Annotated in this window: 19 protein-coding genes and 1 pseudogene; 9 read left to right on the top strand and 11 right to left on the bottom strand. The window is 69.9% G+C overall.

Translation table 11 applies throughout. The features are described 5' to 3' along the window. Positions 1-97: 97 nt before the first annotated feature. The 3 genes from ACFWWR_RS34070 to ACFWWR_RS34080 all read right to left on the bottom strand — a co-directional run bounded on the left by ACFWWR_RS34070 (position 98) and on the right by ACFWWR_RS34080 (position 1,715). Complete coding sequence (locus ACFWWR_RS34070) at positions 98-451, bottom strand: hypothetical protein (RefSeq protein WP_384307347.1); 354 nt, start codon at positions 449-451, stop codon at positions 98-100. Positions 452-558: 107 nt separating this feature from the next. Further along, complete coding sequence (locus tag ACFWWR_RS34075) at positions 559-975, bottom strand: ion channel (protein ID WP_384307350.1); 417 nt, start codon at positions 973-975, stop codon at positions 559-561. Between the two features lie 161 nt (positions 976-1,136). Further along, complete coding sequence (locus ACFWWR_RS34080) at positions 1,137-1,715, bottom strand: hypothetical protein (protein ID WP_383860740.1); 579 nt, start codon at positions 1,713-1,715, stop codon at positions 1,137-1,139. A 475-nt stretch (positions 1,716-2,190) separates the two neighbouring features. On the opposite strand from ACFWWR_RS34080, the gene ACFWWR_RS34085 reads away from it, so the two are divergent. Beyond that, positions 2,191-2,712 (top strand): hypothetical protein, encoded by a 522-nt coding sequence (locus ACFWWR_RS34085; protein ID WP_383860743.1) that lies wholly within the window; start codon positions 2,191-2,193, stop codon positions 2,710-2,712. 65 nt (positions 2,713-2,777) lie between these two features. Here the strand turns inward: ACFWWR_RS34085 and ACFWWR_RS34090 are convergent, their stop codons facing one another. The 5 genes and pseudogenes from ACFWWR_RS34090 to ACFWWR_RS34110 all read right to left on the bottom strand — a co-directional run bounded on the left by ACFWWR_RS34090 (position 2,778) and on the right by ACFWWR_RS34110 (position 6,552). Beyond that, complete coding sequence (locus ACFWWR_RS34090) at positions 2,778-3,287, bottom strand: DUF1269 domain-containing protein (RefSeq protein ID WP_383860746.1); 510 nt, start codon at positions 3,285-3,287, stop codon at positions 2,778-2,780. A 43-nt stretch (positions 3,288-3,330) separates the two neighbouring features. Then, positions 3,331-3,495: a DUF1214 domain-containing protein gene (locus ACFWWR_RS34095; protein WP_384307394.1), complete on the bottom strand. Its 165-nt coding sequence runs from the start codon at positions 3,493-3,495 to the stop codon at positions 3,331-3,333. A 67-nt stretch (positions 3,496-3,562) separates the two neighbouring features. After that, positions 3,563-4,879 (bottom strand): annotated as a pseudogene (locus ACFWWR_RS34100) (DUF1254 domain-containing protein); the annotation flags it as partial. A gap of 285 nt (positions 4,880-5,164) precedes the next feature. Further along, on the bottom strand, positions 5,165-5,818 hold the full coding sequence (locus tag ACFWWR_RS34105; RefSeq protein WP_384307353.1) for an MBL fold metallo-hydrolase: 654 nt from the start codon (positions 5,816-5,818) through the stop codon (positions 5,165-5,167). A 47-nt stretch (positions 5,819-5,865) separates the two neighbouring features. Continuing rightward, entirely contained in the window at positions 5,866-6,552 is a 687-nt protein-coding gene (locus tag ACFWWR_RS34110) for a maleylpyruvate isomerase family mycothiol-dependent enzyme (protein WP_384307355.1), read from the bottom strand. Between the two features lie 223 nt (positions 6,553-6,775). Between ACFWWR_RS34110 and uvrA the strand changes: the two genes are divergently transcribed. The 4 genes from uvrA to ACFWWR_RS34130 all read left to right on the top strand — a co-directional run bounded on the left by uvrA (position 6,776) and on the right by ACFWWR_RS34130 (position 14,016). Beyond that, a complete protein-coding gene (uvrA, locus tag ACFWWR_RS34115) occupies positions 6,776-9,847 on the top strand; it encodes an excinuclease ABC subunit UvrA (RefSeq protein WP_384307358.1) in 3,072 nt (1,023 codons plus the stop codon). Positions 9,848-10,145: 298 nt separating this feature from the next. After that, positions 10,146-10,565 carry a DUF4231 domain-containing protein gene (locus tag ACFWWR_RS34120; protein WP_384307361.1) on the top strand — a complete coding sequence of 140 codons (420 nt, stop codon included), beginning with the start codon at positions 10,146-10,148 and terminating at the stop codon, positions 10,563-10,565. Beyond that, positions 10,562-12,514 carry a TRAFs-binding domain-containing protein gene (locus tag ACFWWR_RS34125; RefSeq protein WP_384307364.1) on the top strand — a complete coding sequence of 651 codons (1,953 nt, stop codon included), beginning with the start codon at positions 10,562-10,564 and terminating at the stop codon, positions 12,512-12,514. The genes ACFWWR_RS34120 and ACFWWR_RS34125 overlap by 4 nt, the downstream gene beginning before the upstream one ends. Then, positions 12,511-14,016 carry a toll/interleukin-1 receptor domain-containing protein gene (locus tag ACFWWR_RS34130; protein WP_384307367.1) on the top strand — a complete coding sequence of 502 codons (1,506 nt, stop codon included), beginning with the start codon at positions 12,511-12,513 and terminating at the stop codon, positions 14,014-14,016. Before ACFWWR_RS34125 ends, ACFWWR_RS34130 begins: the two co-directional genes overlap by 4 nt. Before the next feature lie 48 nt (positions 14,017-14,064). Here ACFWWR_RS34130 and ACFWWR_RS34135 read toward each other — a convergent pair whose 3' ends face one another. The 3 genes from ACFWWR_RS34135 to ACFWWR_RS34145 form a co-directional block, all read right to left on the bottom strand. Continuing rightward, positions 14,065-14,970, bottom strand: coding sequence for a carbohydrate kinase (locus ACFWWR_RS34135; protein ID WP_384307370.1), 906 nt, complete (start codon positions 14,968-14,970; stop codon positions 14,065-14,067). Beyond that, complete coding sequence (locus tag ACFWWR_RS34140) at positions 14,967-16,106, bottom strand: LacI family DNA-binding transcriptional regulator (RefSeq protein ID WP_384307373.1); 1,140 nt, start codon at positions 16,104-16,106, stop codon at positions 14,967-14,969. Before ACFWWR_RS34140 ends, ACFWWR_RS34135 begins: the two co-directional genes overlap by 4 nt. Before the next feature lie 134 nt (positions 16,107-16,240). Continuing rightward, entirely contained in the window at positions 16,241-17,197 is a 957-nt protein-coding gene (locus ACFWWR_RS34145; RefSeq protein WP_384307376.1) for a hypothetical protein, read from the bottom strand. A 533-nt stretch (positions 17,198-17,730) separates the two neighbouring features. Here ACFWWR_RS34145 and uvrC point away from each other — a divergent pair. The 4 genes from uvrC to whiA are packed head-to-tail and all read left to right on the top strand — an operon-like array spanning position 17,731 to position 22,773. Beyond that, positions 17,731-19,773, top strand: coding sequence for an excinuclease ABC subunit UvrC (gene uvrC, locus ACFWWR_RS34150; protein WP_383860779.1), 2,043 nt, complete (start codon positions 17,731-17,733; stop codon positions 19,771-19,773). Next, a complete protein-coding gene (gene rapZ / locus ACFWWR_RS34155) occupies positions 19,770-20,729 on the top strand; it encodes an RNase adapter RapZ (protein ID WP_383860782.1) in 960 nt (319 codons plus the stop codon). The genes uvrC and rapZ overlap by 4 nt, the downstream gene beginning before the upstream one ends. After that, positions 20,726-21,793: a uridine diphosphate-N-acetylglucosamine-binding protein YvcK gene (gene yvcK / locus ACFWWR_RS34160; RefSeq protein WP_383860785.1), complete on the top strand. Its 1,068-nt coding sequence runs from the start codon at positions 20,726-20,728 to the stop codon at positions 21,791-21,793. The genes rapZ and yvcK overlap by 4 nt, the downstream gene beginning before the upstream one ends. Beyond that, complete coding sequence (gene whiA, locus ACFWWR_RS34165) at positions 21,784-22,773, top strand: DNA-binding protein WhiA (RefSeq protein ID WP_030039584.1); 990 nt, start codon at positions 21,784-21,786, stop codon at positions 22,771-22,773. Before yvcK ends, whiA begins: the two co-directional genes overlap by 10 nt. Positions 22,774-22,813: the final 40 nt, after the last annotated feature.

The following is a 22,813-nucleotide window of genomic DNA, read 5'->3' on the forward strand; positions in this document are numbered from 1 at the left end:
CTGCGCTGAGCGGTGAAGCCGCACGGCAGTGGTCCAGTCGGAAGGTTCCGCGAATTCGCCAAGAGCGTCCGGGGTCGGTCGGGCCCCCGGCCGTACCTCACGGCGTGATGTTCAGAGCTTCCTTGGCTTGCCTCCGGAACTTGGCGAGCAGCAACTCGTAGAAGTTGATCTCTGCGCGCAGGAGATCCACCTCGGCTGGCGAGGGACTCTCCGGGTGGTCGGGGTCGATCTGCTCCTTCGCTTCCCTGGCGAACAGTTCGAGGCCAGCGCTCAGACGGTGCGCCGAGTCAATGATCTCGCTCGCCCTGTCGGCGATGGCGGACGGACCCTCGAAGGCGACGCGTTCGTACGCGACAGCCAGACCATGCAGCCGCTTGGGCGCCCTCTTGTAGAAGCCCTCACCCAGATCGTCAACCGAGGGGACGTCCCCCATCCATGTCCCGTCGAACATGTCGGCCTGGGGATTACGAGCCATAGCGACGCCAGCAGCGGTCACATTGCGGTTCTCGGACCGAAAGCTTCTTCGGTCAGGGGGGCGAACGCCCGTGCGGCATCTAGTTAGCGGTGGATCTCCTCGGGGGGCTGTGCGCCTGAGGCGCCTCCCGGTTGTCGGCGCCGACTGACAGCGCCCATGATGATCTTGATCGCGAGCCCGAGGATGACAAGATCAGCGATCATCTGCCCGGTGACAACGAGCCGAGCAGCCTCGCTCTTGGCCGTAACGTCACCGAACCCGACCGTCGCGAAGACGGTGACGGCGAAGTACAACCCGTCGGTGTGCGTCAGCGGCCCGCCGAAGTTACTGGCCGACATCGCGGCCATGACGACATAGGTGCTGGCGAACAACAGCAGGAACAACGGAACACTGGTGGTCAGCGCTTCGACGGCCCGCAGTCCCGGGAACGGTGACCGGACGATCGAGCGCACCTGAAACGCGACCAAGGCGATGAACACCACCAGCCCGATCACCAGCATCGTGACGGCGGACCAGGCCGAGGAGTGGTCCAGGGGCAGCAGAAAGTACAAGGTCACCAGCGCAGTGGCGGATCCCACGATCCGCAGAACAACCCGCACGATCATGCGGCGCGGGAGTCTGGCCTCACGCCGGGTGTCCGGCCCGGGGCCGGCGCTGTCAGTCACTGGCCGCGGCGTGTGGGGGAGGGCTCACCGACAGCGGCGCGCACCCAATCGTGAGCGCTGCCGGGGTCGAGGGCGGCGAGAAACTCTGTGAGCGGGCCATCCCAGCTCTCTTCCGCACGTTCGGCCGCTGCAGCGGCGACCATCTGCCGTGTGTCCGTGTCCTTGCAGCGAACCAGCGTGACGGCGGCATCGGGGCCGGCTTCCGCGAGGATCCTGTGGGCTTGCTGCGCGTCGGATCCGACGTGACCTTTACGCGCTTCAGCGGCGTGGGCCCCGACCGTTGCCCCTTTCAGGGAGGCGAACAGACCCATGAATCCGGCCATCCATGCGAGGGAGATGCGGAAAAGGGCGTTCACGAAACCGTTGGCCGTCAGTACGCGAGACTGGGTCACCCTCAGCGAGCCGTCGGCGTTTCCTCTGATCAGAACAGCAGTCGTGCCGCCCTTGCGGGCCTTCCTGCGGAAGCCTCGCCCGAGCGACACCAGCATGCGTTCGGCGTGATGGCGGTTGTCGAAGTTGGCGATGACTACCGATTCCTGCCCAGATTGCGCGACCGAGGTGGTCTCCGACGTCATGGGGAGCGTCCTTCGCAGCCGAGGGACCGAGATCAAGACCTGGCTGAGGGCACAGCCACGCCTGCTCGATGGGCCTGCTGTCCCATTTTAGCTGTTCAGAAGCCCGTCGCTCTGTCGATCATGATGAGGGCGGGTTTGAGTGTGGTGGCTCGACCGGGTGCTTCTCGCGCTGATCGACGCCGTGCTCATGTTCACGTCCAGGCGATTGAGGGGAACTTCCTGCAACCGTTCCCCCAGAGCCGCACGGTGTCCCTGCGCCCCGCCACGGTTAACCGTCAGCGAGGCGGGTGAACGGGATGCGGGGGTGCCGCGGCTTCCACACCCGAAGGCTCAAAGCAGCTGACCCGGGTGTTCGGGTGCCGCCGTTGCTGCCAGAGCCGTCGTCAGCTACGTCACCCGGGTGCTGCGTCCTGCTGGTACGGCCGGCCGGGCTGGCTGACGCTGGACGGGAAAGTCCGTCGAGGTGGGAGAAGCCATGGAATGCCAGATCAGCCGATCTGCTGTTGTCGGGGTGGCCGTCATGCTCGGCTGGGCCGGTCTGACCGGCTGTTCGTCGGACGACGAGTCTCCGAGCTCTCCCGCTTCCTCGGCGGCTTCGGTGGTGAAGTCGGGTGCGTCCGAGCTTGCCTCTGCGGCCAGCAGCGCGGCAGCCTCCGCAGTGGCTTCTGCGGCCGCTTCCGCGGAGGCAGCCGCCTCGTCTGCTTTGGACGAGGTGAAGGGCGGCCTGGACGCCAAGTCGGACGTCACCCTGGGCAGCGTCACGACGGGCTCCGACGGCAAGGCAGAAGTCCCGGTGACCATCGCCAACCACGACTCGAAGTCGAGGAGCTACATCATCGTGGTCAATTTCAAGGACCAGTCGGGCAACCTGGCCGACGTGGTCGTCCTCGACGTCCCCGAGGTCGCCGCCGGCAAGACCTCCAAGGCCACAGCTCGGAGCAACCGGGACCTGACCGGCACGGTGACCACCGAGGTCCGCGACGCATTGCGGTATTGAGGGTCTCGATGGATCTTGGTTGCATGGTGGCGCGGTCCCACCCATGAAGCGGATGCGGCGGGAGGTCAGCGGACCTCAGTGGCGGCCTGCTGGACGGCCCTGTCGACGTCTTTCGCGCTCACGTTGAGTTCCTTGGCGACATGCTTGTCCGCTTTGAGCTGGGCTCGCTGCAGCGCCTGCGAGAGCGTGCTTTCGCCGACGATGACCAGGGCGGCCTGCCCCTCGTCGATGAGCTCGCCGAACTCCTTGACGTCGGCCCGGGACATGCCGCGCCACAGATGACCGCTCACGCCACCGACGGCGGCCCCGACGGCGGCCGTACCGATGATCGCCGGAGGGAACAGCAGGCCGACGACCGCACCGGCAGCGGCGCCGCCCCAGACCCCGTGCCGGGTGGCTGTCTCGTCCTTGTTGACGTGGACCTTGCCGGCCTCGTCCTTGGTGACGACTGATGCATCGTACGAGCCGACCGCACCGACCGCATGAAGGTCCTTGAGGACGTCGTAGTCGGCTTGCGCGGCGGGTCCGCTCGGGTAGGTGCCGATGTAGATGAAGACTGCGTCAGGGGTAGCCATCGTGTCGCTCCTTTCATTCCTCGTGTGCGGCTGAACGTCCGTGTCAGTTGGCGGGTTCGACCTCGCTCGGCCGCCAGGTCTTGTCGAAGAACGGCTGTTCGGGGCTGTACAAGCGCAGGATGGCGAACCAGCCCTTGCCGGGCGTGGTCTGGATCCAGGTGCCTTCGGCCGCGTCGCCGGGCCGCTCGGGGGCGAGGTGCAGGGTGATGGTGCCGTCCCGGTTCGCCGTCGCCGCCGGGCCCGGGTAGGTCTGGCTTGCCCGCCCACGGGAACCGCTGCGGGGTCTGCAGCATGGAGCGGGTCTGGTTGTCGTAGACGGTGAAGGACCAGAAGCGGGCGGCGGGGATCCCGGCCGGCAGCGTCAGCCGGTAGTGACGGGCACCGTCGAACGGCTGACCGGCGGAGTCGAGGGCGACCATCAGGTACTGGGAGCCGACGCCCGTCAGGCGCATGCACATCGCGGGTGAGTCACCGGTGGCGATGTAGAAGAACGCGGTGCGGGAGTCCAGCGCCCGCCCCGAGACGTGCTCATCGAGCCGCACCCCGTCTGCGGTGATCTCCGGCGGCGGGGACGTCCAGTCGTACCCGCCGATGAAGAGCGGGTTGTACCAGGCCGAGGCCTCGTAGTACGAGAAGCCCTCCTGCGGGCGGGCACGCAGACCGACCGTGCGGGCGCTCGCGTTGCCGATCGCGACGGCCTCCTTCAGAAGCCGCCGCATCCGCTCGTCGGGCTTGAAGTCGTGACCCTTGGCGATGCCGATCTCGCGGAACGCGCCGCCGTCCTCCGGGTCGACCGAGTCGGCGGGCTGTTCCTGGACGAGCGTGTCGAGCAGTTCGTAGAAGGAGTAGTCGTTCGGCGGGAGGGTGTTGATCGCCAGGCCGGTGCCCTCGGTGAAGGCCGGCGGGCCGGCGGAGGAGATCGACGCCAGCGGCGCCTTGCCCCGGAGGAACGATCCGATGCTGGTGCCGTAACTGCCGGGCGTGTAGCGGGTGATCCGCAGCATCTCCTTGATGCGCTCGACCGTCGGCGCCGGGTCTCCGTCCTCAAGGAACGCGCGTCCCAGCACGATGGCTTGCCAGGTGGAGCAGCGGTAGACGAACAGCCCGCCCTCAGGCTCCGGCCCGTCGTAACCGGGCGGCAGCAGCAGATAGGTGCCGCCGACGCCGCGGTCCGGCCCGGGCAGACCGAAGTCGGTCACCCAGCGGAACCACATGTCGTCGATCGTGCCCAGACACCCGGGCGGGACCTGAAGCGTCACCGGCCCGTCCGTGAGGTCGAGGAAGCTCAGGAAGTACACGGTGTCGGCGTTGCCGGTCAGGAACAGCGACGCGCTGTCCATCAGGCCCGAGTACAGCAGCACCGTGTTGTCGGCCACCCCAGCGTCCAGGAAGCCCTGCCGGATCGCCCGGACCGACACCCCCGGCAGACCTGCGAGATACGCGTCCACACCGTGCGTCAGATCCAGATTGTCGAACACCTTCTCGCATGTGTCCGCGTCCGGAATCCCGTCGGTGAACCGCAGCGCGCCGATCCTGGTCTCCTCCGCGTCGGGCGTCGTCACCGACGGGGGTATCTTCGTGAATCCACTCATATCGCCATGCTGCGCGCCTCATGGATCATCCGCATGCTCACCAGCCGCGTCGGGCGGTGACGCGGGCGGGCCCGCGACGCGTGTCGGTGCCGCACTCGGGCTCCGGCCTCGCGCCACGAGCATCACAGTCCCCGAGGTCTTCACCGTCGACGAACTGAAGACCGCAGAGGCCACTGCCACCGGGAGGCCACCGCCCGTGGGGTATGACCCTCCCCGAGCGCGGACGGGCCTGAACGCGCGACCGCCCCGCTTCGGTTTCGAAACGGGGCGGTCGTCGTTGGACGGTTACCAGCCTCGTGCGCGCCACTCCGCAAGGTGGGGCCGCTCCGTGCCGAGGGTGGAGTCGTCGCCGTGGCCGGGGTAGATCCACGTCTCGTCGGGCAGGACGTCGAACAGCTTGGTTTCCAGGCCGTCCATCAGGGAGTTGAACTCTTCCGGACGTGTTGTCCGACCAGGACCGCCCGGGAACAGGCAGTCGCCGGTGAACACATGGGGATGGCCGTGCGGGTCGTCGTAGACGAGGGCGATCGAGCCCGGGGTGTGGCCGACCAGATGGCGTGCGGTGAGCTCCACGCGACCCACCCGGATGGTGTCGCCGTCGTCGACCAGGACGTCGCTCGGTACGGGGATGCCCTCGGCGTCGTCCCGTCCCGCGTACGTGCGCGCGCCCGTGGCCGCGACGACCTCGGCGAGCGCCTGCCAGTGGTCACCGTGCTGGTGCGTCGTGACGACCGACGCGATGCCGTCCTCGCCGATGCTGCCGAGCAGGGTGCCGGCGTCGTTGGCGGCGTCGATGAGCAGCTGCTCGTCCGTGGCCCGGCAGCGCAGTACATAGGCGTTGTTGTTCATGGGACCGACCGCGATCTTCGTGATCATCAGGTCTCGCAGTTCGTGCACATCGGCCGGGCCGCCGACCGTCACCGCTCCGCTGTACGTCATGGCGTTCAGCCTATAGCGGGGGAGGGGCCCGGCCGAGGCGGAGCGGACTACAGCGGGGGAAGGGCCGGCAGCGGGCCCCCGGCCACGGTCAGACCGGATCCGTCGCGGCGCCCCGCGAGCCAGCCCAGCAGGTCGGCGCGGCGGCCGGTGACGGTGATCCGAGCCGCCTCGTCGCGGCCGGTCGGGATCCGGCGACGGTCGTCCTGCTCGAGCAGCACGGCGGGTACGTCGGGACGGCCCCGGAAGCGGTCGGCGAGGAAGTCGATCTCGCGCTGGGTGAACTCCTCGGGGAGATCCTCCAGCTCGTACCCGATCCCGAGGTCCACGCGGTGCAGCTCCACCTCGATCCAGCGTCGGAACGGCACCCGGGACGCGGAGTCGGTGACCCCGTTGCGCAGCTCCACCGTGCGTGACCAGTCCGCCGGCGTGGCCCCCGCCTCCTGGAAGCGCGTCGCGCTGTCGCGCAGGTCGCTGAGCTGGACGGAGAGGGGGCGCGGGGCGTCCCGTTCGATGTCGCTGTCCCGGGCGTCCGCGGAGGCGTACATGGGACGGCCTTCGAGGACGTTCACGAGGGCGTCCGCATTGCGGGCCAGGTGGGCGAGGATGTGACCGCGGGTCCAGCCGGGCAGCCGTGACGGCTCCGTCACAGCCGCGTTGTCCAGTTCGGCGACTGCGATGAGCAAGCGTTCGGTCGCGTCACGTACAGACGCCAGGTCATGCGCGTGATCAATCATGGTCCTGACCCTAGCTCCGCCACACCTTCGGGTGAAGGTGGTGAAGCAGTGCCGGAAATCGAATGCACGTGCTATATGGTCGGGCGTGGCGTCGGGCATGCTGGAGAGCCGGGGATTGTTATGCATCCGGGAATCCGACCGGCGTTGTCAGTGGCTCCCCCTAGTCTGAGAAAGCACGGGGGCCTCGCCCCTGTCACTTCTCTCAAGAAAGGTGCGGACCGGCGTGGCCGACCGTCTCATCGTCCGTGGCGCGCGCGAGCACAACCTGAAGAACGTCTCGCTCGACCTGCCTCGCGACTCGCTCATCGTCTTCACGGGCCTGTCCGGGTCGGGCAAGTCCTCCCTGGCCTTCGACACCATCTTCGCCGAGGGCCAGCGGCGCTACGTGGAGTCGCTCTCCTCGTACGCCCGCCAGTTCCTCGGTCAGATGGACAAGCCGGACGTCGACTTCATCGAGGGCCTCTCGCCCGCGGTCTCGATCGACCAGAAGTCGACCTCGCGCAACCCGCGCTCGACGGTCGGCACCATCACCGAGGTCTACGACTATCTGCGACTGCTCTTCGCGCGCATCGGCAAGCCGCACTGCCCCGAGTGCGGCCGCCCGATCTCGCGCCAGTCGCCGCAGGCCATCGTCGACAAGGTCCTGGAGCTGCCGGAGGGGAGCCGCTTCCAGGTGCTGTCGCCGCTCGTCCGTGAGCGCAAGGGCGAGTTCGTCGACCTCTTCGCCGATCTCCAGACCAAGGGCTACTCCCGCGCGCGCGTCGACGGCGAGACGATCCAGCTCTCCAACCCGCCGACTCTGAAGAAGCAGGAGAAGCACACCATCGAGGTGGTCATCGACCGCCTCACGGTGAAGGACTCCGCAAAGCGTCGCCTCACCGACTCCGTGGAGACCGCGCTCGGCCTGTCCGGCGGCATGGTCGTGCTCGACTTCGTCGACCTCCCCGAGGACGACCCGGAGCGCGAGCGCATGTACTCGGAGCACCTGTACTGCGCGTACGACGACCTGTCCTTCGAGGAGCTGGAGCCCCGCTCCTTCTCCTTCAACTCGCCCTTCGGCGCCTGCCCCGAGTGCACCGGCATCGGCACCCGCATGGAGGTCGACCCCGAGCTGATCGTCCCGGACGAGGACAAGTCCCTCGACGAGGGCGCCATCCACCCCTGGTCGCACGGCCACACCAAGGACTACTTCGGCCGCCTGATCGGCGCCCTCGCGGACGCCCTGGGATTCCGTACGGACATCCCCTTCGCCGGTCTGCCGCAGCGCGCGAAGAAGGCCTTGCTCCACGGCCACAAGACGCAGATCGAGGTCCGGTACCGCAACCGCTACGGCCGCGAGCGCGTGTACACCACGCCCTTCGAAGGCGCCGTCCCGTTCGTCAAGCGCCGGCACAGCGAGTCCGAGAGCGACGCCAGCCGGGAGCGCTTCGAGGGCTACATGCGCGAGGTGCCCTGCCCCACCTGTGAGGGCACGCGCCTCAAGCCGGTGGTCCTCGCGGTCACGGTCATGGGGAAGTCGATCGCCGAGGTCTCCGGGATGTCCATCAGCGACTGCGCGGACTTCCTGGGCGAACTGAAGCTGAGCGCCCGCGACAAGAAGATCGCCGAGCGCGTGCTGAAGGAGGTCAACGAGCGGCTCAAGTTCCTGGTCGACGTCGGCCTGGACTACCTCTCGCTGAACCGCGCGGCCGGCACCCTGTCCGGCGGCGAGGCCCAGCGCATCCGCCTCGCCACCCAGATCGGCTCCGGCCTCGTCGGCGTCCTGTACGTCCTCGACGAGCCGTCCATCGGCCTGCACCAGCGCGACAACCACCGGCTCATCGAGACCCTGGTCCGGCTGCGCGACATGGGCAACACGCTGATCGTCGTCGAGCACGACGAGGACACCATCAAGGTCGCCGACTGGATCGTCGACATCGGCCCCGGCGCGGGCGAGCACGGCGGCAAGGTCGTGCACAGCGGATCCCTGAAGGAACTGCTCGCCAACCCGGAGTCGATGACCGGCCAGTACCTGTCCGGCAAGAAGGCCATCCCGCTGCCCGACGTCCGGCGCCCGCAGGACCCGTCCCGTCGGCTCACGGTGCACGGCGCCCGCGAGAACAACCTCCAGGACATCGACGTGTCCTTCCCGCTGGGCGTGTTCACCGCGGTCACGGGTGTGTCCGGCTCCGGCAAGTCGACGCTGGTCAACGACATCCTGTACACGCACCTGGCCCGCGAACTCAACGGCGCCCGGAGCGTTCCGGGGCGGCACACGCGCGTGGACGGCGACGACCTCGTCGACAAGGTCGTACACGTCGACCAGTCGCCCATCGGCCGTACGCCCCGGTCGAACCCGGCGACGTACACCGGCGTCTTCGACCACGTCCGCAAGCTGTTCGCCGAGACCACCGAGGCGAAGGTCCGCGGCTACCTGCCCGGCCGCTTCTCCTTCAACGTCAAGGGCGGCCGCTGCGAGAACTGCGCGGGCGACGGCACGATCAAGATCGAGATGAACTTCCTCCCGGACGTGTACGTCCCGTGCGAGGTCTGCCACGGTGCCCGGTACAACCGGGAGACCCTGGACGTCCACTACAAGGGCAAGTCCATCGCCGACATCCTGAACATGCCGATCGAGGAAGCCATGCACTTCTTCGAGGCCGTGCCCGCGATCTCCCGCCACCTGAAGACGCTCAACGACGTCGGTCTCGGCTATGTCCGTCTCGGCCAGTCCGCGACCACCCTCTCCGGTGGCGAGGCCCAGCGGGTGAAGCTCGCCAGCGAACTCCAGAAGCGCTCCACCGGACGCACGGTCTACGTCCTGGACGAGCCGACCACCGGTCTGCACTTCGAGGACATCAGCAAGCTGCTCACCGTGCTGTCCGGTCTCGTCGACAAGGGCAACACGGTCATCGTCATCGAGCACAACCTCGACGTGATCAAGACCGCCGACTGGGTCGTCGACATGGGCCCCGAGGGCGGCGCAGGCGGCGGCCTGGTCGTCGCCGAGGGCACGCCCGAGCAGGTCGCCGGCGTCCCGGCCAGCCACACCGGCAAGTTCCTCCGGGAGATCCTCGACTCCGACCGGATCAGCGACGCCGACCCGGTGAAGGCCCCGCGCAAGACGGCCGCCAGGAAGGCGGTGGCTGCCAAGAAGGCGGTGGCGGCCACATCGGCGGTGAGGAAGACGGCGACGGCCAGGACGACCACCGCGAAGACGGCCAAGGCCGTCGACACCACGGCGGCCAAGAAGGCGACCGCGGCCACCAAGAAGGCCACGCCTGCGAAGAAGACGACCCGGGCCCGCACGGCCTGACAGCCAGAGCCGGACAGGCAGGGACAGCCGGACACCTGAGAGGGAGAGCCGGAAAGGGAGAGCCGGGCAAGGAAGCGCCGACAGAGGACCGCTGCGGGGCGAGCGCGAGCAGCCCGCAGCGGTCCAGCTGTGCCCTCCTCCATCCCGGACCACCCTCACGCGTTCTTGCACCGCCCCTGCGCTTACGCCATCGTGACCTTGGCGGAACGGCCCGTGACGACGCGGACACGCCCCGCTGACGACCACGGAGGGGGAGCCTGTGGCGGAACCTGGTATTCCGGCAGCTCGGGGCGGGCCGGTGGAACCGCGGGCGGCACGGCCTGCCGACGTCACCTGGGACCGGCTCCAGGACCAGCTGCACTGGTTCGACCGGAAGAGCAGTCTCGCCCAACGCCGCTTCAAACAACTGAAGTTGGCCACGCTGATGCTGGCGGCCGGACTTCCGGTGACCGTCGCCGCCTCCGCGCCCAACTGGATACCCGCGTTGATGGGCGCCCTCGTCGCGGTCATCGAGGGCGCACAGCAACTGTTCAAGTTCCAGGAGAACTGGATCAACTACCGGTCCGTGTGTGAGAACCTGCGCCGCGAGCACTACCTGTACCTGGCGCGGGCGGGGCACTACGGCGACACGGCCGACATCGACACCCTGCTCGCCGAGATGGTGGAGCGGATCGTCGGCCAGGAAACCACCCACTGGGTGGAACGGGAGGCCACGTGATCATCGTCTTTACCGGTCGGCGTCCCTCAGGGCCCGACGGTGTGTTCCCCGATGCCGCCGTGGACTGGCTGGAGGAGCGCCTGAAGCTCCTCATCGCCGGACTCCGGCCGCGGCTCGCCGTGGGTTCCGCCGCCGCGGGCACGGACCTGCTCGCCGCCGGGGCGGCACTGCGCGCCGGTATCCCGGTCGAACTCCTGGTCACCGAGGACCCCGAGGAGTTCGTGGGCGCTTCCGTCGCCGACAAGGGGCCGCAGTGGGAGGAGCGCTTCCGCACGCTGACCACGCAGGCGAAGGCCGCCCTGATCCCCGTGCCGGGAGCGAAGGCCGACGACGACGGATTCCGCGCCGTCAACCAGGCGATCCTGAGTCACGCCCGCGACAGCCTGCGCCACCCGGTCGAGGCAGCGGATGAACCCGAAGAGCTCGTGGTGGTCGCGGTGACCGAGGGACGCCGCGAAGGAGAGGACCACACCGAGTCCCTCGCCCGGTCCGCCGAAGCCCTCGGCCACCTGGTGCTGCGCCTCACCCCCACCCAGAGCCAGTCCGAGGCGCCGACGGCGTTCGTCGCCATGCCGTACGGCGTCAAGGCCGACTCCACCCGGGAACTCAAGCGTTTCGAGGCGGACGAGTCCTGGCACCGGGTGGTCGTACCCGCCCTCCTCGACAGCGGATACCGACCGATCCGCACGGACCTGGAAGCCGGCCTGAAGAGCATCGACGCGCGCATGCTGCACAGCATCAACACCGCCGATCTCTTCGTGGCGGATCTCGCCACGCTCAACCCCAACGTCCTGTGGGAACTGGGCGTGCGACACGCCTGGCGGCCCCACGCCACGCTCCTGATGGCGCCGAACTGGGTCACGCCGCCCTTCGACCTGGGGCATTCGACCATCCAGCGCTACGAGCGGGGAATGAAGAAGGTCAGCGACCGGCAGGCGGTCACGGCCATTCGTAAGCTCAAGGCCGCGCTGAACGCGACGCGGCGGGGGGACGACAGCCCGGTGTGGGCGGTGTTCCCCGCGCTGGAGCCCGTACAACTGCCTCCTGACGCCGATGTGGAGCTCTTCTCGCGGCTCACGCGCTACAGCGAGGAGATCACCCTGGCCGCGGCACTGCGCGACGCCGGGAAACTGCTCGACCTCGCCGACCAGGTACGGGCGGACGGACTGCCCGACAGCAACTGCCGCGACCAGCTGGAGCAGATCGGGCTGGCCCTCGTGACGCTGGGCGACTTCGACGAGGGGCGCAGGTTGCTCGAGCCGCTGGCCGCGGCCGACGTCTCCTTCGGCCGGATCCGCATGCAGCAGCGGTACGCCCTCACGCTGATCCACCGTGCCGGAACGCCCGTGGAGCGGCTGGAGTACCTGAAAGAGGCCGAACGCAGGTTACTGCTGCTCGACGACCGCCACCCGGGGTCCTCCGAGACCTGGGGACTGCTCGGCAGCGCGGCCAAACGAGCCTTCGAGCTCGCCTTCCGTCTCGAGGAGAAGAACGCCTCGGCCCATCTGAACCGTGCCATCGAGGCGTATCGCAAGGGCATGGAGGCCGATCCCGGCGACTACTACCCGGGGATCAACGCCCTTGCCCTCGTACGGGTGAGGGGGCAGCACTTCGATGGCGGCCAGGACGATGTGACGCTGGCGGAGTCCCTGCTCCCCGTGGTCCGGTTCGCCGTCGAGCGCCGCCCGGTCGGCCCGAACGACACCTGGGAGCACGCGACGCTCGCCGAACTGGCCCTGCATCAGCACCTGTTGGACAAGGGCATGGCTCCGGTACCGCCTGTCGAGGCACTGCGCCACTACACCTTCGCGGCCCATTCCGCGGACGGCGCCGAACTCACCTCCATGCGCCGCCAACTCGAGTTTCTCCTGGCGGTGGGGGACCCGCCCGAGGTGCTTGGACCACTGCTCGCGGCCCTCCCCGCACCCGCCGAAGGGAACGCCCTGTGACACACGGGACCACCGAGCCGTACGTGATGGTGAGTTTCTCCAGCCGGGACGCGGCGCAGGTCGACGAACTCCTGGCAGAGCTCGACCGGCAGAGCGTGCGCCACTTCGAGTACCGGCGTGACATCCGGCACGGGGCGGACATCCTCGGCACGGTCCGGAACGCGATCGAACAGTCCTCGCACGTCGTGATCTACCTGTCGCCGGCCAGCCTTGAGTCCCCATGGGTGTGGCTGGAGGTCGGCATGGCCTTCGGCCGGGAGAAGGCACTGGTCTTCGTCCTCGACGAGGCGCTGACCTCCATGCCGATGCCGTTCGACGGCCTGCGACACGTCACGGGCCGGAGCGAGTACGCCCGGTTCGTGCGCGAACTGGTCGAGACCGGGAAGTCGGGCACCCCCGACTTCCCGCCGGGCTCCGTCGAAGAGGCGGCCCGGGACAAGCTGTACTACCACCCGGGAGGGTGGGTGAGCGCCGTCAGACTCTGGGGCGCCGAGGACGTGTACTTCACCGAGGACCGGGTGCGGGTCGAGTACGAGCACGTTCCCCTGCACATCCCACCGGAGCTCGCGCAGGCCCGGGACCGCACGATCGAAGCCAAGAAGAAGCGCGCCGAAGCCATCGGCCAGGTGTTCTTCGACGGCCCGAACACGCGCCTGCTGGACTTCCGCGCCTCGCCGGTCGACGAGACGTCGGCACTGGAGGTTCCGGTGCTCCGGCTCCGGCTCGGCCCGGTGGGCTGGTACGACTACGAAGGGCTCGACGAGGCGTTCAGAGAGACGCAGGGCGATTCGCCCCCGCTCCACGTGTACCGGTACTTCCTGAAGCTCGACGCCCTGATCCGGGACGGCGACGTCTCGGGCAGTCGGCTGTCGAACATCATGGACAACGCCGTGACGATCGTGACGGAGGACGGCCACGTCCTCTACGGCGAACGGTCCCGGCGGGTGACCTACCCGGGTGGTCTCACCTGTGCCGTCGCGGAAAACCTCAATCGCTACCTGGACGACACCGATCCGCGGACCGGTCAGCTCCTCAATCCGCTTCCCTCGGCGGCGGACGGTCTCCCCGGGAACGCCCTCGACGGGTCCTATGTGCCGACGGGCGTCCCCAGCCCCTTCGCCGCCGCCCGACGAGGCCTGTCCAGCGAGGTGTCGCCGCGCCTCGACGGGCTCTACCCGCCCTCCGCGCTCAAGGTCACCGGTCTCGCGTTCGGCTTCGACATCCTCCACCCGAGCCTGCTGTTCTGCGTGTTCGTCCCGGCGTCACGCGACGAGATCTTCGCGATGCGCGCGCAGGAGCCGGGCGACGAGGCGTACGAGCAGGTCCTGCGGAGCGTCCCGGCGGACCGGGACAGCCCCGAGACGGCCCGGGTCCTCAACCTCGGCAACTGGGCGCAGGGCGGCAAGGCCTCACTCGTCCGGGCGCTCGAACTGATCCACGCCGTCCGGCGCCGGCGCGGGTGCTCCTTCGCCGACGCCTTCCAGCTGCTGCTCGACGAATAGCGGTCCGACGGGGCATCACCCGGGGTGCCCCGTCCGACAGTCGCCGTCTCAGGCCAGCTCCGCCGCATACGGCGGCTCCGCCCCCGCACGCGAGCACGTGATCGCCGCCGCCCGCGCGGCGAACCTCAGCAACCGTGCCCAGCCGTCCGTGCCCAGGCCGGCGAGCGCCTCCGAGGGCAGGGCGTCACGGGCGGACAGACCGTGCAGCAGGGCCGCGTTCACGGTGTCGCCGGCGCCGATCGTGTCGACGACGTCGACCTTCTCGCCCGGCACCGCGTGCACCGCGCCGTCCCTGGTGAAGGCCGTCAGCCCGTCGCCGCCCCGGGTGATCACGACGGCCGAGGGCCCCGCGGCCAGCCACTCGCGCGGGGTGCCGCCCAGCCACAGCGCGTCCTCCTCGGAGAGCTTGAGCAGTGACACCGACGGCAGCCAGCTCTTGAAGCGGGCCCGGTAGGCGTCCGCGTCGGGTATCAGTCCCGCCCGGATGTTCGGGTCGAGCGCGGTGAACACGCCCTGCGCGGACGCGCTCCGTATCAGCTCCTCGTAGGCGCTCGCACCCGGTTCCAGGACGAGCGAGCAGGTCCCGAACGAGACCGCCCGGGTCCCCGCGGGAAGCTCCGCGGGCGCGGTGAACAGCCGGTCCGCGGTGCCGTCGACGTAGAAGGAGTAGGCGGCCGAGCCCTGCGTGTCGATCGTGGCGACCGCGAGGGTCGTCGGCTCGGTGCCACGCTGTACGGCCGTCACGTCCACCCCCGCCGCCCGCAGCCCGTCGAGCAGCGCCTCGCCGAAGGCGTCGTACGAGACGCGGGAGCAGAAGGCCGTGGGGGAGCCGAGGCGGCCGAGGGCCAGGGCCGTGTTGTAGGGGCCGCCGCCGAGTGCCGGCTTCAGGCCCGCGAGGGCACCCGTGCCCTGCGGTACCAGGTCGATCAAGGCCTCTCCGGCGACGGCGATCACGCGACGGTTCCTCTCTCGGACTGCGATGGCTGCAAGGGTTGCGAGGGCTGAGGGGACTGCGGCGGCTGAGCGGACTGCGAAGGCCGCAGGAACGGTGAGCCCTGCGCCGACGGCTCCGGCTCGTCGGCGCAGCCGCACGAGGCGCGGTGGACGAAGGCGCAGGCGAGCCGCACGGTCCGGGCGGGCCGGTCCGGCGTGGCGAGGCGCTCCAGGAGGACGTGGAACGCCCGGGCGCCGATCTCCTTGCCGGGCTGGGCGATCGCGGTGAGACGGGGCGTGAACAGGTCGGCCCAGGCGAAGTCGTCGAAGCAGCACAGGGCGATGTCGTCCGGCACGGACAGGCCGCGCCCGCGCAGGACGCGCAGGGCGCCGATGGTCATCGCGTTGTTCGCCGTGACGAGCGCGGTGGGCGGCGCGGCGAGGGACAGCAGGGCCGCGGTGGCCCGTTCGCCGCCGTCCGACTCGGAGTCGCCGTGCACGACGAGGCGTTCGTCGTAGGGGAACCCGGCGGCGGCCAGGCCGTGCCGGTACCCGGTGATCCGCTCGCCGGTGGTGCTCAGCCCGGCCCGCCCCGCGACCAGGGCGATCCGCCGGTGGCCGAGCTCGGCGAGATGGGTGACCAGCTGGGCCGTCGGTTCGGCGCTGTCGGCGCAGACCTGGTCGAAGCGCGGTGTGCGGTCCTCGGGGGAGTCGATCACCCGGTCGAGGAACACGGTGGGTACGTCGTGACGCGTGAGGTAGGCGACGAGCTCCCGCGGGTCGGCGGAGGGCGCGACGATCATGCCGTCCACCCGCCGTTCGTGCAGAAGCTGGACGACCTTGAGCTCGTGCTCCGGATCGTCGTGCGGGTCGGCGATGAGCAGGCTGTAGCCGTGCTCCAGGGCGGCGGCCTCTACTCCCTGGAGGATCTCCGTGAAGTACGGGTTGCTGATCGCCGACACCGCGAGGCCGACGGACCGGGTGCGGGAGGTCACCAGGGAGCGGGCGAGGGTGTTGGGCGTGTAACCGAGCTCCTCGACGGCGTCCAGCACGGCCTGGCGGGTGTGCGGCAGGACCGGCCGGGTGTCGTTCAGCACGTGCGAGACGGTCGCCACGGACACACCGGCGCTGCGTGCGACGTCGGCCATGGTCGGCATGGAGTCCTCCTCCCGGAACGGCAGCGGAAGCGCCAGAACAGCAGTGGCGGCACCGGGAACGTATCGCATACCGGGCGACACGTAAACGCTTGCGCAAACGCTTACGCGCGCTCACCGGCCCTGTAGTGGGGGAGTCACTCCCAGTCCCACCCGATCCCCACGATCCCGGATCGCACTCGCGGCTCGACGAGGTGCACGGAGTGGTGCCGGCCGGTCAGGGCCAGCTCCTGGCGCCCGCTGCGCGGCGCCGCCGCAGAGTGCTGGGCGAACCGGTGGCAGCGCACCGGCAGCGCGTGCTCGTCGAAGCGGACCTGGAGTGCGTACTGGCCGCCCGCCGGCCCGAACCCGCGGACGTACTCCCGGGACACACCGGCCGTACCGTCCTCGACGCCGTAGCGGAAGAGGAACGTGTCGCCGGCCCGCAGCCGGGTGTCGAAGAGCAGCTCGGCCACCAGCACCCCGGTCTCGTGGTCGGAACGCACGCGTCCCGTCCGGCAGTTCTCCACCGCGTGGACGGTCATGCGCTCCGGAGCGCACCCCGGATCGCCGTGGTGGACGGCCACGAAGCGGTCGACGCCGTCCCGGTGGGCGCGCACGATGTGGTGCGACTCGCGCCCCGCCAGTTCGCGGCGCCCGCCGATCCGCACCCGCTCGTGGTGCCCGAGGGTGTGCAGGCCGCCGTCGAGCGGCGAGCCCAGCTCGGCCAGCAGGTGTTCCAGGACGCCGGAGGCCTCGACGAGGGAACGGTAGGAGCGTGCCGCGGGCCGCTGTGCGCCCTGGTCCTCGTCGGGCTGGGCGAGCAGCCGTATCAGCGACTCCTCCGGCAACTGGAGGATCTCTTCCAGCGCCCGTACGGCCCGCAGCGACTCTGGGCGCTGCGGGCGCCGGGCGCCCTGCTGCCAGTAACTCAGACTCGTCACGCCGACCTTGACCCCGTGGCGCGACAGATGGTGCTGCACGCGCTGCAGCGGCAGCCCACGGGCGGCGATCGCGGCGCGCAGCGCGACATGGAAGGGGCCGACACGAAGGGCCGAGTCCAGTTCCGCGATGGCGACGGTGGCGACGTCCGCGTGCTGTGTGGCGTGCGGCATGCAGGGGCCTTTCTGTGAATGTTCACAACGGCTGGTCAGACCGTTCGCGGGAGTGTCGGGGCCACCGATCCGGCGCCGGGGGTCTTCACATCCGTACGCCGACGTTCAGGGCCCCGAGTTCCCCCGCATTGAAGCGTGTTGACCAAGCCCCGACAACACCTGATGCCCAACCGCGGTGCACTCCTGGCCGACTTCGCGCCAGTGCCGACCTGGGCAGGAATCCGCTCATGTGCCCCGGCCCCTTCGAGCCGGTCGCCGACGAGCACCCCGGTGGAGCCGCCGCCGGGCGGACGCGAGGCCGGCCGTCCCCTCACGAGCCGGGTCTCGGAATGTGGACGTGTTCACCGAGGACCCGGAAAGCCGGAAAAGGAGCTCGCCCGTGCCATCGTCGGGCAGCGGGCTTGTCTCCAGGAGGTCACCGACGGCCGCCGCCGGGTACCGGCGGTTCTCACCGTCCGGAGTCCCGCGGAAGGCGTCGGTCCGTCGTCCACGGGCTCGCCGCGCTGTCAGCCCCCGCCAGTAGGGTGTGAGACATGGCCGACCCCTCCAGCTACCGCCCCAAGCCGGGACAGATCCCGGACTCTCCCGGGGTGTACAGGTTCCGCGACGAGCACCGCCGGGTGATCTACGTCGGAAAGGCGAAGAGCCTGCGCCAGCGCCTGGCGAACTACTTCCAGGACCTGGCGGGCCTGCACCCCCGCACCCGCACCATGGTCACCACGGCCGCGTCCGTGGAGTGGACGGTGGTGTCCACCGAGGTCGAGGCCCTCCAGCTGGAGTACTCCTGGATCAAGGAGTACGACCCCCGGTTCAACGTCAAGTACCGCGACGACAAGAGCTACCCGTACCTCGCGGTGACGATGAACGAGCAGTTCCCGCGCGTACAGGTGATGCGCGGTCACAAGAAGAAGGGCGTGCGCTACTTCGGGCCGTACGGCCACGCGTGGGCGATCCGCGACACCGTCGACCTCCTGCTGCGCGTCTTCCCGGTCCGCACCTGCTCGGCCGGCGTCTTCAAGAACGCCGCCCGCACCGGCCGCCCCTGCCTGCTCGGCTACATCGGCAAGTGCTCCGCACCCTGCGTCGACCGCGTCTCCGCCGAGGAACACCGCCAACTCGCCGACGAGTTCTGCGACTTCATGGTCGGCCGTACGGGCACGTATCTGCGGCGCCTGGAGCAGCAGATGACGGCGGCGGCCGAGGAGATGGAGTACGAGCGGGCGGCCCGCCTGCGCGACGACATCGAGGCCCTGAAGAAGGCCATGGAGAAAAGCGCGGTCGTGCTCGCCGACGCGACCGACGCCGACCTCATCGCGGTCGCCGAGGACGAGCTGGAAGCAGCCGTTCAGATCTTCCACGTCCGAGGCGGACGCATCCGCGGCCAGCGCGGCTGGGTCACCGACAAGGTCGAGGAGATCACCACCGCAGCCCTGGTGGAGCACGCCCTCCAGCAGCTCTACGGCGAGGAGACCGGCGACTCGGTCCCCAAGGAGGTCCTGGTCCCCGCCCTGCCCGACCCGGTGGAGCCGGTCCAGGAGTGGCTGACCGGGCGCCGTGGATCCCACGTGTCGCTGCGCATCCCGCAGCGCGGCGACAAGAAGGCCCTCATGGAGACCGTGCAGCGCAACGCGCTCCAGACGCTCGCCCTGCACAAGACCAAGCGCGCCTCCGACCTGACCACGCGCTCGCGCGCACTGGAGGAGATCGCCGACGCCCTGGACCTGGACAGCGCCCCGCTCAGGATCGAGTGCTACGACATCTCGCACCTCCAGGGTGACGACGTGGTGGCCTCCATGGTCGTCTTCGAGGACGGGCTCCAGCGCAAGAGCGAGTACCGCCGCTTCCAGATCAAGGGCTTCGAGGGGCAGGACGACGTCCGCTCCATGCACGAGGTGCTCACCCGCCGCTTCCGGCGCTACCTCGCCGAGAAGGAGAAGACGGGCGAGTGGACCGACGGCGAGGAGGGCCTCGGCAACGGTCTCAAGGACGACGACGGCCGCCCCAAGCGCTTCGCCTACCCGCCCCAGCTCGTCGTCGTCGACGGTGGGCAGCCCCAGGTGGCCGCCGCCAAGAAGGCCCTCGACGAGCTCGGCATCGACGACATCGCCGTCTGCGGCCTGGCCAAGCGCCTGGAGGAGGTCTGGCTGCCGGACGACGACGACCCGGTGGTCCTGCCCCGCAGCAGCGAGGGCCTCTACCTCCTCCAGCGCGTCCGCGACGAGGCCCACCGCTTCGCGATCACCTACCAGCGCGCCAAGCGCGCCAAGCGCTTCAGGTCGAGCCCTCTGGACGAGGTCCCGGGGCTCGGAGATGCGCGCAAGCAGGCAGTGCTGAAGCATTTCGGTTCGTTGAAGAAACTGCGATCCGCCACCATCGACCAGATCTGTGAGGTTCCCGGCATAGGCCGCAAGACGGCCGAGACGATCGCCGTGGCCCTCGCCCGGACGGCTCCGGCCACGCCGGCGGTGAACACGGCGACTGGAGAGATCATGGAAGAGGAACCCGACACCATGGGTTCCGGTGGGGAGCCCGTGACGACGGGCGCCCCGGACGAACGACGGGGGCAGGAGACATGAATGTGAACGAGCACGACGTGCAACAAGGCCAAGCCGGAGACGGAGCACAGGTGAGTACGGGCACGCCCAACGAGACGGCCGCGGTCCCGGACGCGGCCATCCCCGAGCTGGTGATCATCTCCGGTATGTCCGGGGCCGGTCGCTCCACGGCTGCCAAGTGTCTGGAGGACCTCGGCTGGTTCGTCGTCGACAACCTCCCGCCCGCGCTGATCCCCACCATGGTGGAGCTCGGCGCCCGCTCCCAGGGAAACGTGGCGCGGATCGCGGTCGTCGTCGACGTACGCGGCCGCCGCTTCTTCGACAACCTCCGCGAGTCCCTCGCCGACCTGGACAGCAGGCAGGTCACCCGGCGGATCGTCTTCCTGGAGTCCTCCGACGACGCCCTGGTGCGCCGCTTCGAGTCGGTGCGCCGCCCGCACCCCCTCCAGGGCGACGGCCGCATCGTCGACGGCATCGCCGCCGAGCGGGAGCTGCTGCGCGAGCTGCGCGGCGACGCCGACCTGGTGATCGACACCTCCAGCCTGAACGTGCACGAGCTGCGCGCCAAGATGGACGCACAGTTCGCGGGCGAGGAGGAGCCCGAGCTGCGGGCCACCGTCATGTCCTTCGGCTTCAAGTACGGCCTCCCGGTCGACGCCGACCTGGTCGCGGACATGCGCTTCCTGCCCAACCCGCACTGGGTCCCCGAGCTGCGCCCCTTCACCGGCCTCAACGAGGAGGTGGCCGCGTACATCTTCAACCAGCCCGGCGCCAAGGAGTTCCTCGACCGGTACTCCGAACTGCTCAGGCTCATCGCGGCCGGCTACCGCCGTGAGGGCAAGCGGTACGTGACCATCGCCATCGGCTGCACCGGCGGCAAGCACCGCTCGGTCGCCACCTCGGAGAAGCTCGCCGCGCGCCTCGCGGCCGAGGGCGTGGAGACGGTGGTCGTGCACCGGGACATGGGACGGGAATGACGGGACGTACTCCCCGGCTGGGCAGGCTGCGCCGGGTCGTGCCCGAGGGGCGCGCGAGCCGGCCAGTCGAGGCCCGCGGCGCCAAACCCCGCCGCCGCGGCACTCAGCCCAAGGTGGTCGCCCTCGGTGGCGGCATGGGCCTGTCCGCCTCGCTCGCCGCACTGCGCCGGATCACCGGCGACCTCACCGCGGTCGTCACCGTGGCCGACGACGGCGGCTCCAGCGGGCGCCTGCGCGACGAACTGGGTGTGCTGCCCCCCGGCGACCTGCGCAAGGCCCTGGCCGCGCTGTGCGGCGACGACGAGTGGGGCCAGACCTGGGCCCGGGTCATCCAGCACCGCTTCCAGTCCCAGGGCGACCTGCACGAACACGCGGTCGGCAATCTGCTGATCGTCGCCCTGTGGGAGCAGCTCGGCGACCACGTCCAGGCTCTCGACCTGGTCGGCAGGCTGCTGGGCGCGCACGGGCGCGTGCTGCCCATGTCCGCCGTGCCGCTGGAGCTCCAGGCCCTGGTCAAGGGCCACGACCCGGACCGGCCCGAGGACGTCGACACTGTGCGGGGACAGGCGACCGTCGCGCTCACGCCCGGCGAGGTGCAGTCCGTGCACGTCGTGCCGCACGACCCGCCCGCGGTGCCGGAGGCGGTGGCGGCCGTCCTCGACGCGGACTGGGTGGTCCTCGGCCCCGGCTCCTGGTTCTCCTCGGTGATCCCGCACCTGCTCGTGCCCGAACTCCTGGACGCGCTCACCCAGACGAAGGCGCGCCGGGTGCTCTCCCTGAACCTCGCCCCGCAGCCGGGAGAAACCGATGGCTTCTCCCCGCAGCGTCATTTGGAGGTTTTGGGACGACACGCCCCTAAACTCGCCCTGGACGTGGTGCTGGCCGACGAGGCCGCCGTGCCCGACCGCGAAGTGCTCACCGAGGCCGCCAAGCGGCTCGGTGCCGCGGTCGAGCTGGCCCCGGTAGCCCGGAGTGACGGAACTCCTCGGCACGACCCGGAGCTGTTGGCCGCCGCGTACGACCGTATTTTTCGGATGCATGGAAGGATCGGCCCATGGCGATGACGGCAGCGGTGAAGGACGAGATCTCCCGGCTCCCCGTCACCCGTACCTGCTGCAGGAAGGCGGAGGTCTCCGCCATTCTGCGGTTCGCCGGCGGCCTCCACCTGGTGAGCGGGCGCATCGTGATCGAGGCGGAGCTGGACACCGCGATGGCGGCCCGCCGCCTCAAGCGGGACATCCTGGAGATCTTCGGCCACAGCTCCGAACTGATCGTGATGGCGCCCGGCGGACTGCGCCGCGGCTCGCGTTACGTCGTGCGGGTGGTCGCCGGAGGTGACCAGCTGGCCCGGCAGACCGGCCTGGTGGACGGCCGGGGCCGGCCGATCCGCGGCCTGCCCCCGCAGGTCGTCTCGGGCGCCACCTGTGACGCGGAGGCGGCCTGGCGCGGTGCCTTCCTGGCGCACGGCTCGCTCACCGAGCCGGGCCGCTCCTCCTCCCTGGAGGTGACGTGCCCGGGCCCGGAGGCCGCGCTCGCCCTGGTAGGCGCCGCCCGCCGCCTGTCGATCGCCGCGAAGGCCCGCGAGGTGCGCGGAGTGGACCGGGTCGTCGTCCGTGACGGTGACGCGATCGGCGCCCTGCTGACCCGACTCGGCGCCCACGAGTCGGTGCTGGCCTGGGAGGAGCGCCGGATGCGCCGCGAGGTGCGTGCCACGGCGAACCGTCTCGCCAACTTCGACGACGCCAACCTGCGCCGCTCCGCGCGCGCGGCCGTCGCCGCCGGCGCCCGCGTCCAGCGAGCCCTGGAGATCCTCGCCGACGACGTCCCCGAGCACCTCGCCGCCGCCGGCCGGCTGCGCATGGACCACAAGCAGGCCTCCCTGGAGGAGCTGGGCGCGCTCGCCGACCCGCCGCTGACCAAGGACGCCGTGGCCGGCCGTATCCGCCGCCTGCTGGCGATGGCCGACAAGCGGGCCCAGGACCTCGGCATCCCGGGCACGGAGTCCAGCATCACCGAGGAGATGGCGGACAACCTCGTGGGATGAGTCCCGCGATTCGCTCAACACGCCGGTGCCGACGCCCACT

The sequence above is a fragment of the Streptomyces sp. NPDC058678 genome (assembly GCF_042714835.1).
Classification (GTDB): Bacteria; Actinomycetota; Actinomycetes; order Streptomycetales; family Streptomycetaceae; genus Streptomyces.

What these genes read in the sequence shown, in the direction of transcription:
- ACFWWR_RS34070 (WP_384307347.1), bottom strand. Translation starts at nt 451, where the DNA reads ATGTTCGACGGGACATGGATGGGGGACGTCCCCTCGGTTGACGATCTG.
- ACFWWR_RS34075 (WP_384307350.1), bottom strand. Translation starts at nt 975, where the DNA reads ATGCTGGTGATCGGGCTGGTGGTGTTCATCGCCTTGGTCGCGTTTCAG.
- ACFWWR_RS34080 (WP_383860740.1), bottom strand. Translation starts at nt 1,715, where the DNA reads ATGACGTCGGAGACCACCTCGGTCGCGCAATCTGGGCAGGAATCGGTA.
- ACFWWR_RS34085 (WP_383860743.1), top strand. Translation starts at nt 2,191, where the DNA reads ATGGAATGCCAGATCAGCCGATCTGCTGTTGTCGGGGTGGCCGTCATG.
- ACFWWR_RS34090 (WP_383860746.1), bottom strand. Translation starts at nt 3,287, where the DNA reads ATGGCTACCCCTGACGCAGTCTTCATCTACATCGGCACCTACCCGAGC.
- ACFWWR_RS34105 (WP_384307353.1), bottom strand. Translation starts at nt 5,818, where the DNA reads ATGACGTACAGCGGAGCGGTGACGGTCGGCGGCCCGGCCGATGTGCAC.
- ACFWWR_RS34110 (WP_384307355.1), bottom strand. Translation starts at nt 6,552, where the DNA reads ATGATTGATCACGCGCATGACCTGGCGTCTGTACGTGACGCGACCGAA.
- ACFWWR_RS34140 (WP_384307373.1), bottom strand. Translation starts at nt 16,106, where the DNA reads ATGCCGACCATGGCCGACGTCGCACGCAGCGCCGGTGTGTCCGTGGCG.
- ACFWWR_RS34145 (WP_384307376.1), bottom strand. Translation starts at nt 17,197, where the DNA reads ATGCCGCACGCCACACAGCACGCGGACGTCGCCACCGTCGCCATCGCG.
- uvrC (WP_383860779.1), top strand. Translation starts at nt 17,731, where the DNA reads ATGGCCGACCCCTCCAGCTACCGCCCCAAGCCGGGACAGATCCCGGAC.
- rapZ (WP_383860782.1), top strand. Translation starts at nt 19,770, where the DNA reads ATGAATGTGAACGAGCACGACGTGCAACAAGGCCAAGCCGGAGACGGA.
- yvcK (WP_383860785.1), top strand. Translation starts at nt 20,726, where the DNA reads ATGACGGGACGTACTCCCCGGCTGGGCAGGCTGCGCCGGGTCGTGCCC.
- whiA (WP_030039584.1), top strand. Translation starts at nt 21,784, where the DNA reads ATGGCGATGACGGCAGCGGTGAAGGACGAGATCTCCCGGCTCCCCGTC.